Annotated in this window: 12 protein-coding genes; 3 read left to right on the plus strand and 9 right to left on the minus strand. The window is 69.0% G+C overall.

Annotated elements, in window-relative coordinates:
• Positions 1–12: 12 nt before the first annotated feature.
• The 3 genes from OG210_RS11350 to OG210_RS11360 are packed head-to-tail and all read right to left on the minus strand — an operon-like array spanning position 13 to position 2,563.
• The gene (locus OG210_RS11350; protein ID WP_371536144.1) at positions 13–1,395 is read right to left on the minus strand and encodes a PE-PGRS family protein; all 1,383 of its coding nucleotides are present in this window, start codon (positions 1,393–1,395) and stop codon (positions 13–15) included.
• A gap of 31 nt (positions 1,396–1,426) precedes the next feature.
• On the minus strand, positions 1,427–2,260 hold the full coding sequence (locus OG210_RS11355) for a hypothetical protein (protein WP_328329947.1): 834 nt from the start codon (positions 2,258–2,260) through the stop codon (positions 1,427–1,429).
• Positions 2,261–2,302: 42 nt separating this feature from the next.
• Positions 2,303–2,563, minus strand: a complete 261-nt coding sequence (locus OG210_RS11360) for a hypothetical protein (RefSeq protein ID WP_328329945.1) — start codon at positions 2,561–2,563, stop codon at positions 2,303–2,305.
• A gap of 711 nt (positions 2,564–3,274) precedes the next feature.
• On the opposite strand from OG210_RS11360, the gene OG210_RS11365 reads away from it, so the two are divergent.
• Positions 3,275–3,535 (plus strand): WXG100 family type VII secretion target, encoded by a 261-nt coding sequence (locus OG210_RS11365; RefSeq protein WP_328329943.1) that lies wholly within the window; start codon positions 3,275–3,277, stop codon positions 3,533–3,535.
• Positions 3,536–3,624: 89 nt separating this feature from the next.
• Here OG210_RS11365 and OG210_RS11370 read toward each other — a convergent pair whose 3' ends face one another.
• The 4 genes from OG210_RS11370 to OG210_RS11385 form a co-directional block, all read right to left on the minus strand.
• The gene (locus OG210_RS11370) at positions 3,625–8,121 is read right to left on the minus strand and encodes an FtsK/SpoIIIE domain-containing protein (RefSeq protein ID WP_328329941.1); all 4,497 of its coding nucleotides are present in this window, start codon (positions 8,119–8,121) and stop codon (positions 3,625–3,627) included.
• A gap of 214 nt (positions 8,122–8,335) precedes the next feature.
• Positions 8,336–10,588 carry a serine/threonine-protein kinase gene (locus OG210_RS11375; protein ID WP_328329939.1) on the minus strand — a complete coding sequence of 751 codons (2,253 nt, stop codon included), beginning with the start codon at positions 10,586–10,588 and terminating at the stop codon, positions 8,336–8,338.
• A 115-nt stretch (positions 10,589–10,703) separates the two neighbouring features.
• Positions 10,704–11,432, minus strand: coding sequence for a DUF4232 domain-containing protein (locus OG210_RS11380; RefSeq protein WP_328329937.1), 729 nt, complete (start codon positions 11,430–11,432; stop codon positions 10,704–10,706).
• Between the two features lie 342 nt (positions 11,433–11,774).
• Positions 11,775–12,587, minus strand: a complete 813-nt coding sequence (locus tag OG210_RS11385) for a menaquinone biosynthesis protein (protein WP_328335566.1) — start codon at positions 12,585–12,587, stop codon at positions 11,775–11,777.
• Between the two features lie 388 nt (positions 12,588–12,975).
• Here OG210_RS11385 and OG210_RS11390 point away from each other — a divergent pair, with 388 nt between their 5' ends.
• Positions 12,976–13,179 (plus strand): cold-shock protein, encoded by a 204-nt coding sequence (locus OG210_RS11390; RefSeq protein ID WP_328329935.1) that lies wholly within the window; start codon positions 12,976–12,978, stop codon positions 13,177–13,179.
• 110 nt (positions 13,180–13,289) lie between these two features.
• Here OG210_RS11390 and OG210_RS11395 read toward each other — a convergent pair whose 3' ends face one another.
• Both OG210_RS11395 and OG210_RS11400 read right to left on the minus strand, forming a co-directional pair.
• A complete protein-coding gene (locus OG210_RS11395; protein ID WP_371536150.1) occupies positions 13,290–15,200 on the minus strand; it encodes a long-chain fatty acid--CoA ligase in 1,911 nt (636 codons plus the stop codon).
• Between the two features lie 106 nt (positions 15,201–15,306).
• A complete protein-coding gene (locus OG210_RS11400; RefSeq protein ID WP_371536153.1) occupies positions 15,307–15,672 on the minus strand; it encodes a hypothetical protein in 366 nt (121 codons plus the stop codon).
• An 82-nt stretch (positions 15,673–15,754) separates the two neighbouring features.
• On the opposite strand from OG210_RS11400, the gene OG210_RS11405 reads away from it, so the two are divergent.
• Positions 15,755–17,083 carry a 3-oxoacyl-ACP reductase gene (locus OG210_RS11405; RefSeq protein WP_371536156.1) on the plus strand — a complete coding sequence of 443 codons (1,329 nt, stop codon included), beginning with the start codon at positions 15,755–15,757 and terminating at the stop codon, positions 17,081–17,083.
• Positions 17,084–17,194: the final 111 nt, after the last annotated feature.

Raw genomic sequence — 17,194 nt, forward strand, 5'->3', positions numbered from 1 at the left:
CGTTTCCACTGTTCAGAGCCAGCTCAGCGGGTTCGCATGTTTGCCGATGCTCTTGGCGCCGTTCGCGATGCCGGAGCCGACCTTCTTCGCCTTGCTACCCACCCACTCTGCGGCCTTTCCCGCGCCCTTCTTGATGCCGTCCCAGTGCTGAACGACCTTGGCACCGCCGTAGATCAGCCCGGTTCCGACAGCGAGACCGACCGTGAGTGGGTTCGGGGCAATCATCGCCGCAGTCATCGAGGCATTGAAGCCCGCCTCAGCGAGGTCCGCGACGTACCCCGCACCCTTCTTCTTGAACGCCGCAGCAGGGTTCCCCTGCATAATCACGTTGGCCGTACTGAACCCTGTCGATACGGCGCTTCCCGCGATCCCCGCCCCACGCAGGAATCCAGCCGTCTTGCCCGCCGTCGAAAGGCCCTTGAGGAGAGGCGACGCTGTTTTGCCTGCCGCGATGACAGAAGGCCGGGCGTTAGCTGCCTTTTGGAAGTAGGCCTGGGTACGAGCAACCTTGAAGAGGCTCGCGCTACCCGCACGGGTCACTAGCTGCCCGGAGTGTGACACCCCGCCGTACCGCGCGGCGAGTTTATCCGAGCCGAGAAGAAGATCGGCGATGCCGTTCGCGTCGACACGCCCAACCCCGAGGGCCTGCACGAAGCGGTGGCTGCGGACCATGTCCCAGCCACTGCCCAACAACCCGCTCCGCATCGTGGAAGTGAATGGGATGCGATTGGCGAAGCGGTACCCAGAGTTACCCATGAAGAGCGAGCCGATCCGGCTGGGCATCCATGCACCAGGCGCGGAGAGCGATTTGAGCACTGGTTTAGCGTCACTGATCTTCGCCCCCAGCGATTGCAGCCTCGCGGACTCACTCTCGCTCAACGCCGCGCCGACGCCCTTCCTCAACGAAGCCAACCAGCCGTCCCTGAGTGAGTTTCCCCCCAGGATCTTCACCATGCTGACGCCGTTGACGACAGCCCTTCCACCGGTGCCCAAGAATCCCGTGACGTCTCCGGCGTCCCCGAGGAATTCCTTGATCTCGGACTCGTACGGTGCAAGGCCGGGGGCCAGCACAATGATCTTCGCTTTGAGCCGATCTTCCCAGTCCGACAGCGATTCGTTCGATCGCCGTTGGGCATCCGCCCTCCGCAACCCGGCCCAGGTCGCGAGGGCCAGCAGCGGTTGGTCGTTTTCCAAGTACGCGTAACCCGCGCGCCTGCGCAGATCCACGGCCGTATCGTCCGACCAGTGGTACAGCGGCTTCAGAGCAACCAATTTGTCCGTCACCCCGAGGTGACGCGCCCTCGTGAAGGCCACGGTGAGCTTGTCCGTGACACCGCCCTTGTCGTTGAGGAGCTTGGCAAGCTGGTTCAGTTGGTCCGGATCAACCTGCCTCATACCGCTTCCCGCATACGTAGCTCAGGAGGCGTCACGCCTCGTCGATCAGATCCGACTTGTCCGGCAGCAGGTCGGCCAGCTTCTCCCAGATCTCCCCCGCGCTCGACCGGGCGAGTACCAGCACGCTCTCCGGGGTCACTTGGCCCGGCAGGATCGGCTCCTCCGGCTTTTCGCGGATCCAGTAGCCGAGGGCGCCGCAGTCCCAGACCGCCAGGGCGCGGAGCATCGCCGCGCGTTCGTCCTCATGTTTGCCGTCCCAGGCCGTGGTGATGCGCCAGGTCGAGTTCATGGCGAGGACGAGATTCGTGAACTGCGCCAGGTCCGGGTCCTTGAGGTTGCTGTCCGCCTCCACCAGTGCCTTGCGCACCAGGTCGCGCGTCGCGTCCTCGTCGACTCCGTCGCCCTCGCCGAGTGCCACGAAGGCGGCGTCCAGGGCGCCCATCGACGTTTCTATCCGGTCGACCGCCGGCTTCTCGCTGTCGACGCTGCGGAGGTTGACCTTCCTGGCCAGCTCCCAGACCAGGGTGCTCGGCTCCAGCGGTACGTACTCGGACTCCTCGTCGCCGGGCCAGCCGTCGTGGGAGATGACCGCGTCCTGGCCCACAATGACTCCGTGGTTGACCGGGCCGTGCTCGCCCGTGACCTCCACCGTGATCATGACCATGGGATCGGCGAGTGCGCCCAGCAAGTCGCGCATCAGCGGGGAGAGTTCACCCTCTTCGCCGACCAGGCCGATCTGCTGGAGCTCGACCAGGGAGGGCCACAGCTCGTCCGGCGGGGTTTCGCCGTCCAGCAGGTGCGCGAAGACGCCGATGTGGCGGTCGGCCAGTCGCAGGCGGCCTCGGGAACTGTCGTACGAAGGCATGTCTCTCGTTCCTCCCCAGGGCCTGACGGCCGCGCGGCTCACTCACTTCTTGGGATGCTGCAGGTCCTTGGCGGACTCAGAGGCCTTGTGAGCCTCCTCGCGCAGCGACTTGGCGACCGTGGTGCAGGTGGTCCGCCAGCTCTTCAGCTTTCCACGCACATCATCGGCGTTCGGCCCGGCCCACGTCTTCATGGCCGTGGTGCTCTGGGTGTGGGGCGAGTCGACGAGTGAATCGATGTGGTCGGCCAGCGACCTCAGAGACGCGGCGCGCGAATTTAGTTCCTGGATGTCCGGATTTCCCATAGCAGCCTCCCCCGCTGATACACAGACTGGGGACAAGCATAGACGGACTTCAACAGACGGCAAAGTGCAGTTCAAGGATGTGCACCACCCGGCGTACGAACCGCCTCATGCGCCCCTTCGATGCGCGCACGACTCGTCCGCGCCCCTCCCATTTCGCATTTCTCTTCTGCGGATTCCCTTCTGTGGCTTGCCTTCTGCGGCTTCCTCTTCTACGCCCTGGTCTGGTTGCCCGGTTGCCTGGTGGCATTCCGCCTGGAGAACATCGCTTTTCCGCTCGCGGGGGAGGAGGAATCCGGCAGGGAAGGATATGTTCGTCCGTCGCCCATGCTTCGGAACGGTGGCGGAAACAAGAACGTAAAGGGAATGGGTGGGGTGGGGCAGACACGGCGGGCGGGGACGCGAACATCCCGGCCCCTCAACGCAGTTGCCCTGACCGGCCAGCCGCCCGGCCGCCCACCCCGCCGCGCGCCCCACGAATGGCAATCCGGACATACAGTCCATCCAGCAAGCAAGGCGGAGATCACCCGACTCCGGCCAAAAGGTCGATATCACCCGACTCCGCCCCCGCGCGAAGCCCGAAGCCCGTTCCCGAAGGCCGATTCCGAAACCCCGGTAGCCTAAGGGGCTTTACGGGAACTGCCTGCTGTGCGGTAGCGTCCACTGTTGCAAACGGATAGTCCGTTTACCTCAGTGACAACGGGGAGGATCGCGATGGATCGCGGTGCAGATCTTACTCAACTCCGGGAGCTGGCCAAGAAGTTCCAGCACAGCTCTGGAGACCTTCACACGCTCATCAAGCACCTGAACACGGCGACGTCCGGTAGCACGGGCTACTGGAAGGGCCCCAAGGCCGACAAGTTCCGCCATGAGTGGGAGAGCGTTCGTCCCACCTTCGAGAAGTGGGTCCAGACGCTGACCGACGCCCACGACTCGGCGCAGACCAGCGCCGGCAACATCGAGCGCGCCACCTGATCACGGTTGTCTGTACGCACGACGCCGGGGCGGTCACCTGATCAGGTGACCGCCCCGGCGTCTGTGTATCCGGCATCCGGCTCTCCGGTTCAGCCTCGCATCACGCCCTGGACCGGTGTCATCGTCCCGCCCGTCACCAGCAGCCCGCTGCCCACGGGCCCGGCGGTCGAGTTGGACGGCAGACGGATGCTGAAGAGCTCGCCCTCCTGAGGGTTCTGCGGTGTCAGCAGCAGACCGTTGCGGTTCTTGCGGGCCTCCGTCGCGAAGCCCCGGTACTGCGAGGACAGCGAGTCCGTCGTGCCGGCGGCGATCAGCCCGTGGTCACCGTCCGCGCCCTTCTTGATGACCGTCTCCAGTGCCTCGTCCAGGTCTCCGTCGTAGAGCAGTTCCGCGTCGTCGACGACCACCACGTACGGTCGTCCCGCAGCTTGCTCCAGCAACTCCTCCAGGTCGTCCTCGCGGTGCTCCCCGTTGAGGAGCCCCAGCACACCCGGCCGCCCCTCCAGCTCGCGCAGCGGCGAGCGGCGCGGGGTGATGAGGACGACCGGCGTGCCCCTGGCCAGCAACGACTCCGCCGCGCACACCAGGGCATTGGAGCGGCCCGACTTCGGCGGGCCGGCGATGACGAAGCCGGGGCCCGACTCCACCAGGTCGACGCCCATGGGCCGGAGCTCGTCCCCGCCCACGCAGAGCAGCGCCCACAAGGGCGACTGCGGGGCCGCTTCCGGGTCGAGGGCCATCGCCTGTTCCGCGGTGATGCGCGCGGGCAGTGCGTCCACCCGCATCGGGCCGCGCCCGGCCGGGAGCCTGCCGTACTGTGCCTGCACCGTCTCGGCGATCTCTCGCAGCTTGCGGACCTGTGCCTGGCCCGCCGGGTCGGCGTCGAGCAGGCCGATCTGGGTCTCTTGGACACCGGTGTCCGTGATGCGCAGGGCGCGCCCCGGCGGCATGTTCTTCGGGACCTCGCGTGTGTGGAGGCCCGCCATGCCATAGTCGTTCGGATCGGCGAAGCGCATGACAAGACGGTCCATGAAAGCCGACGCGACATTGCCGCTGAGCCCTGTGCGGTCGGCGGTCATGACCACCTTGATCCCGGCTGCCGAGCCCTCGCGGAAGATGCGTTGCACCTGCTCGATCAGCTGGCCGTAGTTGAAGTTCTCGAAGGTGGAGACGAAACCCTCCCAGCTGTCGAGCAGCAGCACCATCCACGGCAGCCGGTCCTCCGGCGCGGCCGCGGCCCGCTGCTCGGCGGCGCTGGATGCACCCTCCATGGCGAGCATCTGCTGGCGCCTGGCGATCTCGCCGAGCAGCCTGTCGATCAGCCGTCGTACCCGGTCGGGTTCGTCGCGGTTGACGACGGCCCCGACGTGCGGCATCCGCACCAGCGGCAGCAGCGCGTTGGAGCCGCAGTCGATGGCGTACACATGGACGTCGTACGGGGACGTCTGCCGGCCGATCGCTCCGCCCAGGGTCCGCAGCGCCGTGGAGCGGCCCGACCTGGCGCCGCCGACGAGCAGCGTGTGCTCCCCGTGGACGAGGTCGACCGCGAGCGGCTTGCGGGCCTGCTGGGCGGGCAGGTCGGTGAGGCCGTAGCCGATCGGCGGGACGTCCTCGTAGACCGCTGACGGATCCCCGTTCACCGCCGACGCGTCCTGGAACTCTGCCAGTTCGTCGATGGTGACGTGTTCGCCGAGCGGCGGCAGCCACGGGCTGCGCGGGGCGGGGAAGCCCATCTTCTCCGAGCCGGCCCGTACCGCGTCGACCAGTACGGCGAGGTCGGTGACCATCGTGCCGTCGTCTTCCGCCTCGGACGACCCCCTGGGTGCGGGGCGGCTGTACATCGGCCAGGTGAGCGGGGCCAGGGTGGCCTTGGGACCGCTGCCGCCGGTGGCGGGCCGGCGGCCACCGATACGTGCCGACTGCACGCCGACGAGCGACTGCGCCCCGGAACGCACATAAGCGCGGCCCGGCGTGGACTTGGCGATGGCTCCGGCATCTGCGGCGTCGATGACGTCCTGCGACTCGGAACCGTCGGTCACCCGCAGGGCGATCCGGAGGTTGGTGTTGGCCCGGATGTCGGCGCTGACGACACCGGCAGGGCGCTGGGTCGCGAGCACCAGGTGCACACCCAGCGAACGGCCTCGCCTGGCGATGTCGACCAGTCCCGCGATGAAGTCGGGCAGCTCGGCGACCAGCGAGGCGAACTCGTCGATGACCAGCACCAGTCGGGGCATCGGTTCGAGCTCCGGGCGGAGCTTGCGGGTGTCGTTGTAGTCCTCGATGTCCTTGGTTCCGGTGTCGAAGAGGATCGTCTCGCGGCGGTGCAGTTCGGCGGCGAGCGAGGCCAGGGCCCGCTCGGTCAGGTGCGCGTCGAGGTCGCTGACCATGCCGACGGTGTGCGGGAGGCGGGCGCAGTCCATGAAGGCGCTGCCGCCCTTGTAGTCGATGAGGACGTAGTTGAGGGCGTCGGGCCGGTTGGCCACCGCGAGCGAGGCGATGATCGTCTGGAGCAGCTCGGACTTACCGGCACCGGTCGTACCCGCGACGAGCGCGTGCGGTCCGTCGCGCCGGATGTCGAGGACGAACGGCCCGTCCGCCGCGACCCCGATCGGGGCGGCCGTCGTGGACCCGCCGGCCAGCCAGACCCGTTCGATGTCGTCGCCGGTCGGGTCGGGCAGGCCGAGGAGGTTGAGCAGCCTGGCCGCGGTGGGCAGGGCGCTGTCGGCGTCGTCACGGCTGACGTCGCGTACCGGTGCGAGGGAACGGGCCAGCAGCTCGCACCAGTCGGGGGCCACCTGGTCGGCCAGTACCTGACCGGCCACTTCGAGGCCGGAGCCGCGCAGCCGTACGTGCGCCGCGGACTCGGGGGTCCAGGACACCACGGCCCGGCACTCCTCGGGGAGCAGCCGCTCGTCCTCGTCGACGCAGAGCGCGAAGATGCCGAGGCCCGGGCCCTCCTGGAGGAGCTGCGGCACCCCGGCCATCCGGCGCAGCAGGCGTGCGCCGTCGAGTACGAGGAGGATGTGCGGGTCTCCCCCGGTCCCGGCCATACCGCCCGCGTGCTCCCGTACGGCCTTGCGGCGACCGAGTTCGTTGAGCAGTTCGTTGACCCGCCGGGCGACTGCCTCGTTGTCGGATCCGATGAGGGCCACGCAGTCCTGGCCCTGCTGGGGTGCGGTGTGCGGGATCCAGTGCGCCCAGTTCCACTCGGCGGCCGCGTCGCGCGCCGAGGACAGTACGACCAGGGAGAGTTCGCGCGGGCTGTGCAGCACCGCCGCCTGCACGGCGAGCCAGCGCGCCGAGGACAGGGCGCGCGGGCGGTCGCCCGCGATGCCGATGACACCCAGCTCGGGGAAGGGAAGCGTGATCGGCACGTCCGGGATGCGGGGCGGTTCCGGGGCCTCGTCCTGGAGATCGCTGCGGCCCGCCACGAGTTCGATGTCGGCCAGTGCGGTGCCGACGCCGATCCGCAGCTTGAGGACGTCCGGGTCGGTGAGCCGGCGCTCCCAGAGCCGGCGGCGCGGGCCGGTGGCGAAGAGCAGGATCTCGGCCGGGTCCGGGTTCTGGGCGCGCAGCCGCTTCTGCTCGTCCTTGCCCGCCCGGACCAGCTCGGCCTCGTAGGCCGCGACGTCCTTCTTGTACTGCTTGGCCGTGGTCTTGTTCTTCTTCTTGCCCTCGCGGTTCTCGCTGATCCACTGGCCGAGCATCATGACCGGGCTCATCAGACAGAACATCAGCATGTAGATCTGCTTGGTGACGAAGTACATGCCGAGGCCGAAGAACAGCGGCATGATCGCGGCGATCAGCTGGAACTTCGCGCGTTCGCCCTTGGACGGCGGGACGGGGACGACGAGCCGGGCGCGGGGCCTGAGCGGGGAGAGGCGCGGGGGCCGGTTGTACGCAAGGCCGCCTTCACCGGTGTCGGAGAGGTGCGCGTCCGGTTCGCCGACCTCGTCGAGTATGAGGAGTGACTCCCCGATACGGACGACTCCGCCCAGCGGCCAGTCCTGTTCGCCGGTGACGGGGGCGTCGTCCAGCTGTACGGCCACACCGGGCTGCGGCGCGATGGTCGCCCTGCCCTGTACGTCGATGGCCAACCGGGCTGCGAAGGGCGGGAGTTGTACGTCGGTGACGGAAAGGGTGCACGTGGGGGCCGAGCCGATGGTGGCGGACCCGGCAGCCAGCCGCACCACCCGGCCGGAGGATGCCCCGGCGGCGACCCGCACCTCGTAGCGTCCCACGGGTTCGCCCCGGCGCAGCAGCGGCCCGATGGAGTCGTCGACGGAGATCCTCATGCCGTCGCGCAGTACCGAGCCCACCGGGGTGCGGGGATCGCAGCGGTGGCCGTCGGCCCAGAGGGTGGGGGCGGCCGGCGCCTGGCCCGCGTAGCCGAAGCGGGGGTCGAGGGTCGTTCCCGGCATGGGTACGACGACGGAGGGGACCGCTTCGGGCGCCTGCCGCTGCTGTACTCCCCGGGTCGCCGCGAGCACCTCCGCCACGTCGCCGGCGGTGGCCGCGTCGTCCGTGTTGACCAGGACATCCTGCGGCTCCTCCCCCTCCCGTACGACTGTCACCAGCACTCGCATGGTCGTCTTCCTCCCTGCCGGCCCTGGGTGGCCTGCCGGCCCTGGGTGGCGCGCTTGTCGTATGGGTTCACTGAGTCGGGTTCACTGAGGCTAATGGTTGCGAACGCGGGCAGGAACACGTGCCCCGTACGGCAGCGGACGCGGACCGGCGCAGTGTCCGACCGGATGTCCGGTGCAGCCGAGGGTCACAGCCGCCGGAGGGCCTCGCTGCTGGCTACACCGCCGGGAGGGCGTACAACTCGCTGCTGTGTGTGGCTATCAGACGGGCACCTGCTGCCGCGACACGATAGCGGTCGTCAAGGCTCCGCCCGTCGTTGTACGTCCAGCGCAGACGCCCCGTCTTCGCGTCGATGGCATAAACGCCGCCACTTTCGAAGACCGAGCCCGCGTACAGGGTGTCTCCGACCTTCACCAGATTGTCCGAGAAGGGCTTGCGGGCGAGGTCGGAGCTCATCCATATCTTCTTGCCGGCCTTCGGGTCGATGGCCCAGACGCCACTGTCGTAGTCGAAGGCATACGCCACACCGTCGAAGACGAACGGAGGCTCGAACCCCCGACGCCCGTCAGAAAGAAGCGTCCAGAGAGGATCTCCGGACTTGAGGTCGAAAGCGCGCATTGTCTTTCCACTGACCATCACAGCATTCCCATGCACCGCGACCTTGTTCGCAGCGAAACCGTCGCCGACCTTCTTGCTCCACAACTGCTTGCCGTTGGCGCTGTCGCGTACGGTGAGGTTCTTCCGCTCGTCCGTATAGACGAGATGGCCTGAGACCACCGTCAGCGCAAAACCGAAGTCGTCCGTTCCCTCGTCCCGCGGCCTTTGCCAGGCGAGTTTGCGGGTCTTGATGTCGATGGCGACGATCGCGGTGAGATTCTTCCTGGGGTCATTGCTCTCGATCTCCGCAATGCTGTAGATCTGCTTGTCATCAGCGCCGATGGGGGCTTTCACATTCAGCTTCCCTCCGAGTCTGGCGCGCCACGCCTCCTTGCCGGTCTTCGCGTCGATACCGACGAGCGTGCTGTCGTAATCTCCGCTGCCGCAGAAGAACATACCGCCCGAGGAAACGATCTTCCCGGCGCTGGTTGTCGTCTCCAGCTCTCCGGTCTTCCATCGACGGGCACCGGACTTCACGTCGAAACCCTGCATCACCTGGCCACTGATGACCGCGACGTCTCCCATGACGAGCGGTGGGAGATCCCCATCGAGGCTGTCTCTACCTGAAGTCTTGTGCCAGAGCGGCCGCGGGGCGACTCCGTTCGGTGGAGTCGTGAAGACCTCGGGCTTCTCCGTCGGCTTCGCGTCGGGGCTCGTACCGCCCCCGCGGGTGGCCAGCCAGGCTCCGCCGCCGCCCACCACTGCGACGCCGGCCGCACTGGCCGCCGCTATACGGAAGAACCGACGGCGGCTCGGGGCTTCGGGCGCGGTGGTGCCACCGGGGCTGTTGGTCAGGGTCGGGACCGGGCCGAAGCCCTGGGGAGCCGCAGCCGGGGAAGCCGTAGCGGTCGGCAGGTGGTGGGCGGCCGGGGCCGGTACGGTCTCCTCCCGTTCCGGCGCCGGAGTGTTGCCCATCACCGGGGTATCGAGGTCCAGGATGCTCGACGCGTGGGTGGCGATCGTCGAGGAGACCGCCGAGGGGAGCCAGTCGGCGAAGATCTCGCCCGTGCTTCCCGGATCGAGTGACTGAAGGATCTCCGCCGGAGTCGGGCGCTGCGCCGGCTCCTTGGCCAGGCAGGCGCGGATCAGGCCAGTCAGCATCTGAGGAACACCCGTCAGGTCCGGCTGCGCGTGCACCACCTGGTAGAGCATCGTCGCCGGGGCGACCGCGTCGCCGAACACGTTGCGCCCGGTCGCCGCGAAGGCCAGGACAACGCCCAGCGAGAACACGTCTCCCGCCGTTCCGACGTCCTGGCCCATGGCCTGCTCCGGTGGCATGAAACCGGGCGAGCCGACCACAACTCCCGTCTGCGTCAGCCGGTTTCCGTCCACCGCGCGTGCGATCCCGAAGTCGATGACGCGCGGGCCGCCCGCGGCGAGCAGCACGTTTGACGGCTTGAGGTCGCGGTGTATCAGGCCGGCCGCGTGGACCTCCTGCAGCGCTGCGGCGAGACCCGCGCCGAGGGCCCGTACGGTGCGCTCGGGCAGAGGCCCATGAGCCTCGACAACATCCGTGAGGTCCGGGCCGAGGACGTACGCCGTCGCCAGCCAGGGCAGTGGCTCGTCGGGGGCCGCGTCGACCACCGGTGCGGTGTAGCGGCCCGAGACCCGCCGGGCCATGTCCACCTCGTGGCGGAACCGTTCCCTGAACGCCGGGTCCGCGGCCAGGTCCTGGCGTACCACCTTCACCGCGACGGTGCGCCCGCCCGGTGAGCGGGCCAGGTACACCCGGCCCATTCCGCCCGCACCGAGCCGGCCCAGCAGCCGGTAGTTTCCCAGCGTTCGGGGGTCGTCCGGCTGCAACGCGTCCATGTCAGTAGTCCTCAGGGTGTCTGCTCGTCAGGCTCGGTGCCTCCGACACCATAGAGAGTGCTGCGTGACGTCGTACGCCGAAGGGCCCACGAACGGGACGGGCGCCGCTCGGTCGTCAGTCGCTGTCCAGGCCGCTGCCGGGGACGGCGTCCTGGGGCGACGTGTGCCAGTTGGTGACGATCGGCCTGTCGACGGTGATGCTGCCGGTGGGCAGGCTGACCGGGTCGGTGTGGTCGTCCTGGCTCACCGCGGTGATGATCTCGTTCAGTTCCTTGCCGCCGTTGGTGTTGGTGGTCTTGGGGTTCACCCCGGCATAGGCGGTGGTGGCGCCGCTCAGCTTCACCTGGTTGCCGACGGACTGCTCGGCCGGGCCCGCTTCCGTACCGTCGGAGCCGAACGCCACCATCGGGAGCGCGGACGGGAGCGTGCAGGTGATACCCGGCCTGGCCTTCACCGCGATGAGGATGTAGCCGCCGGCCTGCGTCTCGGACGTGGCGCTCCACTTCAGGTCGTTGGCGCCGCAGGTCTGTCCGTAGCCGCGCTTGTCTCCGCTGCTGCCGCTGCCACTGCTCTGGGCTGCGGCGCCGTTCGATGAGGTGCCGCTCCTGCTGGATGCGCTGCTGTCGTTGCCGGACGTGGCGCCGTCCGTCGACTTGCCCTTCTCGGCCTCCGCCGATACGTCCTTGGTGCCTGAACTCCCGACCTTGCTCCCGGTGTTCTGGCCCTGGTTCGCTGACTGTGCCGCGCCGGTCGAGTCGGACCCGCCCTGGCAGGCGGTCAGCGACAGGACGGCGGCTACCGCCATGGCGGCCAGGGTGGACGTGCGGATGAGGTTCTTACGCATGGGTGGGCTCCCCCGTAGTGATCGGACTGCTTCAGCAGAGATCGGACTGCTTCAGCCGGACGCGGCGCCAGGCTTGCGCCCTGCCGACATCAACGAGCTTCGTGGGAGCCCGGCATACCCGCAATGATCTACCGGAAAGGAGGGACACTGGAACGGTGAAATGGCCTCTGAGCTGCGGGAACGCTGCACTGCTGGAACGGTCGCCTGGAACGGGGAAGCCGGCGTCCGACCCCCTGCCCGGAGCCGGACGCCCAAGATCTGCCGTCAGGAACAGCCGTCTGAAACCGACGTCAGGAACCGACGCCTGGAACCGACGTCAGGAACCGACCTCAGGAACCGACCTCAGGAACCGAGCAGTTCCACGTGTACGTCCGACGGGAAGCCCGTCGTGGAGCCGACCCGCCGTGCGAACTCCTTGACGCCCTCCAGCTGGTCGGCGCCGAAGCGGAAGTCCAGCGTCGTGAAGTAGCGCTCCAGCAGCTCCGCGTCGAAGACCTCCCAGTGCGATGCCTGCTCGGCGACCTTGGTGACCTCCTCAAGCGACACGTCGCGGGAGGACAGGAACGCCTCGTGGACCGCCTTCACGACCTCGGGCTCGCGCGCGGCGTAGTCCTTGCGGGCGGCCCAGACCGCGAAGACGAACGGCAGCCCCGTCCACTCCTTCCACATCTGGCCCAGGTCGTGGACCTGGAGGCCGAGCTTGGGGGCGTCGTGCAGTGCGGCACGCAGCGCCGCGTCGCCGATGAGGACCGCCGCGTCGGCCTCCTGCATCATCACGCCGAGGTCGGGCGGGCACCGGTAGTAGTCGGGCGTGACCTCGTACCGCTCGGCCAGCAGGAGCTCCGCCAGGCGTACGGAGGTGCGCGAGGTGGAGCCGAGCGCCACCCGCGCCCCGTCGAGCTGCTCCAGCGGCTTCTTGGAGACGATCACGCAGGACATCACGGGGCCGTCGCAGCCGACCGCCAGGTCGGGGAAGGCCACGAGGTCGTCGGCGTTCTTGAGGAACTCGACGAGAGTCACGGGTGCGATGTCGAGGTCGCCCCGGACCAGCTGTTCGCTGAGCTTCTCGGGGGTGTCCTTGGTCAGCTCCAGATCGAGCAGGGTGCCGGTACGTGCCAGCCCCCAGTAGAGCGGGAGACAGTTCAGGAACTGGATGTGCCCGACGCGGGGCCGACTGCGACGGTGGTCGGCTTCGGCGGCGTCTTCCGCGGCGTGCGCGGGGGCGGTACCGGTGGCGTGTCCGGCGACGGATGCGGCGGCCTCTTCGGCGTATGAATTGTCCACATCGTGAGGCTAGACCCGCGTTGTACGCTGGAAAACGCAGGGTGGCCCGTCAGCCTGACGCACCGCGGCCAAACGTCCGGGTGAAGTGATCTTCGCCTCTATCGTGGGCGCGCGGGTGCGTGCTAGGCTCGCCGCAAGTTGCAGTTTGGTTTCCCTTGCAGTACAGAGCCTGCGGAGCATGTGACCCGCAGGCTTTTGTAGTTTTCAGACTTCTTAGCAGGTTCTGGAGCAGGGCAACCCTTTGGCCCAAGGAGGGCTTATGGCTACCGGAACCGTCAAGTGGTTCAACGCTGAAAAGGGCTTCGGCTTCATCGCCCAGGACGGCGGCGGCCCGGATGTCTTCGTCCACTATTCCGCGATCAACGCGTCTGGTTTCCGCTCGCTTGAGGAGAACCAGATCGTGAACTTCGACGTCACGCAGGGCCCGAAGGGTCCGCAGGCGGAGAACGTCACCCCGGCCTAGTTGCCCGGGCCGATCGGATCGCGGTCGGGATAGCACCACCCAAGGAGCCCCTTTCCGTACGTTCGCGTACGGAAAGGGGCTCCTGCCTTCTTCCGGCAGTCCTCTGCCGTCTACCGCCGGTACAGCTCCTCGATCTGCTCCTCGAAGTCCCTGGCGATCGCCGCCCGCTTCAGCTTCAGCGACGGCGTCAGATGGCCGCTCTCCTCCGTGAAGTCCACCGGGAGCACCGCGAACTTCCGGATCGACTCGGCCCGCGACACCAGCCGGTTCGCCTCGTCGACCGCCCGCTGCAGGGCTCCCCTCAGCTCCTCGTCATGGACCAGTTCCCCCATCGGGACACCCGTCTTCTTCCGCATCAGCCGCCAGTGCGCGAGGCCGTCCTGCTCCAGGGTGATCAGCGCCGTGACGTAGCTGCGGTTGTCGCCGACGACCATGCACTGGCCGACCAGCGGGTGCGCCCGCAGCCAGTCCTCCAGGGGCGCGGGCGCCACGTTCTTGCCGCCCGACGTAATGATGAGGTCCTTCTTGCGGCCGGTGATCGTGAGGTATCCGTCCTCGTCCAGCGCGCCCACGTCGCCCGTGGCGAACCACTGGCCCGAGCCGAGCCCGGCGCTGCCCGCGTACTGCCCGGTCCCCGCGCTCTCGCCGCGCTGCCCGTCCCAGTAGCCACTGAAGACCTGGCCGCCGCTGAGCAGCACCTCACCGTCGTCCGCGATCCGGACCGCCGTGCCGGGCAGCGGCCAGCCGACCGTGCCGAGCCGCGGCTTCTGCGGCGGGGTGACCGTAGCCGCGGCCGTCGTCTCGGTGAGGCCGTACCCCTCGAAGATCTGGATTCCGGCGCCCGCGTAGAACGCCGCGAGCCGGTGGCCCAGCGGGGAACCGCCGCAGATCGCGTACTTCACCCGGCCGCCGAGCGCCGCCCGTATCCGCCGGTAGACCAGCGGGTCGTACACGGCGTGGGCCAGCCGCAGCCCCGGCCCCGGCCCGGAGCCCGTGCCGTGCTCGGCGGCCTCCAGCGCCTCCCCGTACCGCTGCGCGATCTTCGCCGCCCGGTCGAAGGACGAGGCCCGGCCCATCTTCTCGGCGGTGGCGCGGCCGGTGTTGTAGACCTTCTCCAGGACGTACGGGATCGCCAGCAGGAACGTCGGACGGAACCCGGCGAGATCCGCCAGCAGGTCCTCCGTACTGATGCTGGGCGCGTGCCCGAGGCGTACCCGGGCCCGCATACAGCCGATCGCCACCATCCGGCCGAAGACATGGGAGAGCGGGAGGAAGAGCAGCGTCGACGCCGGGTCCTTGCTCACCGACCTGAAGACGGGGTGGAGCAGCTGGACCGCGTTGTCCACCTCGGCGAAGAAGTTGGCGTGGGTGAGGACGCAGCCCTTGGGCCGGCCCGTGGTGCCCGAGGTGTAGATCAGAGTGGCCACGGAGGCCGGCGAGCGCCCGGCCCGGCGTTCGGCCACCGCCTCGTCGGGTACGTTCCGGCCCGCGTCCTTCAGGAGGCCGATCGCGCCGGTGTCGAACTCCCACAGGTCGGCCAGGGCGGGCAGCTGGCGGCGCTCCATGCTGACCAGCCGGGCCTGCTCCTTGTTCTCGACGGCGCAGGCGACCGCGCCGGAGTCCTGGAGGATCCAGCGGACCTGGAAGGCGGAGGACGTCGGGTAGACCGGGACGGTGACCAGGCCCGCCGCCCAGGAGGCGAAGTCGAGGAGCGTCCACTCGTAGGTGGTCCTGGCCATGATCGCGATACGGTCGCCCGCCGCCAGGCCCGTCGCGATCAGCCCTTTGGCGACGGCATGCACTTCGAGGGCGAACTCCATGCACGAGACGTCCGCCCAGCGGCCGTCCGGCTGCTTCCGGCTGAGGACCGGCTCGTCGGGCGCCTGATAGGCGTTGTCGAAGGGGATGTCGGCGAGCGAACCCTGCTCGACGGGCCGGACCAGCAGCGGCACGGAGACCTCCCGCACCTTCCCGTCCACGCGCCGCTTGTGCGGTTCCAACTGCTGTACTGACACGGTCACTTGCGGCTCCTCATGTCGTGGTACGCCGGGTGGGTGCGGTACGTCGGGTATGTGCGGTAGTACGTCAGGACGGTGCGGTGGCGCATCAGACCGGTGCGGTAGTACGTCAGGCCGGCGTGGCGAGCGAGGAGCCCGCGGCGTTGAGCTTCGCCCGGTCCACCGGGGCGAGTCCCTGCTGCTCCCAGGCGGCCGGCGTGGCGAGCACCTGGGACGCGAACGCCTCGTGGCTCTCGACGAGGCCGACGTCGCGGCTGTGCTTGAGGACGGCCTGCGCGACGAACTCGGCGGCCCGCTCGCCCTCCGGGCCGCACCGCCCGACCAGTCCGTCCAGCGCCGCCGTCAGCATCGACTGGTTGGACACGGTGGCGTACGGGCCGTCCGAGCGGGCGAACGGGATGCGATTGCCGCCGACCACTGCGACCTTGAGAGGCGTCATGCCCGGAGTCATGCCCGGCGTCGTGCCCAGCGTCATCGCGGCCTCATCTCGACCAGCTCCTGACTCTTGAGTAACCTTACTCAACAGTAAATCTACGATGCCGCAGGGAGCCTGGACAATGGCCGATCGCTATCTACACTTCACCAGCACAGCACCCGGCCGTTTCCTCACCAGCAGGCTCGGCCTGCCCCAGCCGGCCGAGCTGCACCGCTGGTCGGCGGAACGCCCGTGCCTCGAAGGGGCCTTGCTGCATATGACGGCGGGCGGGCCGCCGCTCGCGGGGCTGGCGGAGGTGCTCGCCCGTACCGGACTGAAGACCGCGGGGACCGCAGCGGAAGGCGAACGGCCCGCGGGCGTGGTCGTGGACGCCACCGGTGTCGCCACGGTGGCCGGTCTCGCGGAGGTGCACGGCGCGCTGCATCCCGTCGTACGGTCGCTCGCACCGGGCGGCCGGATCGTACTGCTGGGCGCCCCGCTCTCCGACGAGGACCACCACCAGGCGGCAGCGCAGCAGGCGCTGGAGGGATTCGTGCGGTCCCTGGGCAAGGAGATCGGCGGGGGCAGGACCGTCCAGCTGGTCAGGACGGTCTCCGCGGCGGCGGCCGAGTCGACGCTGCGGTTCCTGCTGTCGCCGAAGTCCGCGTACGTGAGCGGGCAGGTGATCGAGACCGGCGGGACCGGACCGGGCGCCGGCAGCGCCGCCCCCGACAGCTGGGACCTGCCCCTCGCCGGCCGCACGGCACTGGTCACCGGCTCCGCACGCGGCATCGGCGCCTCGGTCGCAGCGACCCTCGCCCGGGACGGGGCGAAGGTGGTCTGCCTCGATGTCCCGCAGTCCCGGGCCGAGTTGACCCGTACGGCCGGCTCATTCGGCGGGACCGCCCTGCCCCTGGACATCACCGCCCCCGACGCTGCCGACCGGATCGCCGCCGCACTCCCCGACGGTCTGGACATCCTGGTCCACAACGCGGGCATCACCCGCGACCGCCGCCTCGCCAACATGGCGGCCGACCGTTGGGCGAGCGTGCTCGACGTGAACCTGGACAGCGTGCTGCGGACGACGGACGCCCTGCTCGCATCGGGCACACTGCGACGGGGCGGCCGCATCATCGCCACGGCGTCGATCGCGGGGATCGCGGGCAACACCGGCCAGACCAACTACGCGGCCGCCAAGGCCGGCATCATCGGCCTGGTCCGCACCCTGGCGCCCCGGCTCGCCGAACAGGGCATCACCCTGAACGCCGTGGCCCCCGGCTTCATCGAGACGAGGATGACGGCCGCCGTCCCGCTCTTCATCCGCGAGGCGGGACGACGCATGAACTCCCTGGGCCAGGGCGGTCTCCCGGTGGATGTCGCGGAGACGACCGCCTGGCTCGCCCACCCCGCGTCGGGCGGCGTCAACGGCCAGGTCGTACGGGTCTGCGGGCAGAGCCTGCTGGGGGCGTGAGGCGGTGCGGTTGCTCTGCCTGACACAGACAAGTCAGGCCGCACCCGCGCAAGCAGGCGCTCCGCCGTCGTATCGCCGAACCCGCCCAGGACGGAACCCCCAACGTGGTAC

Origin of the sequence: Streptomyces sp. NBC_00466, assembly GCF_041433995.1 — a bacterium.
Classification (GTDB): Bacteria; Actinomycetota; Actinomycetes; order Streptomycetales; family Streptomycetaceae; genus Streptomyces.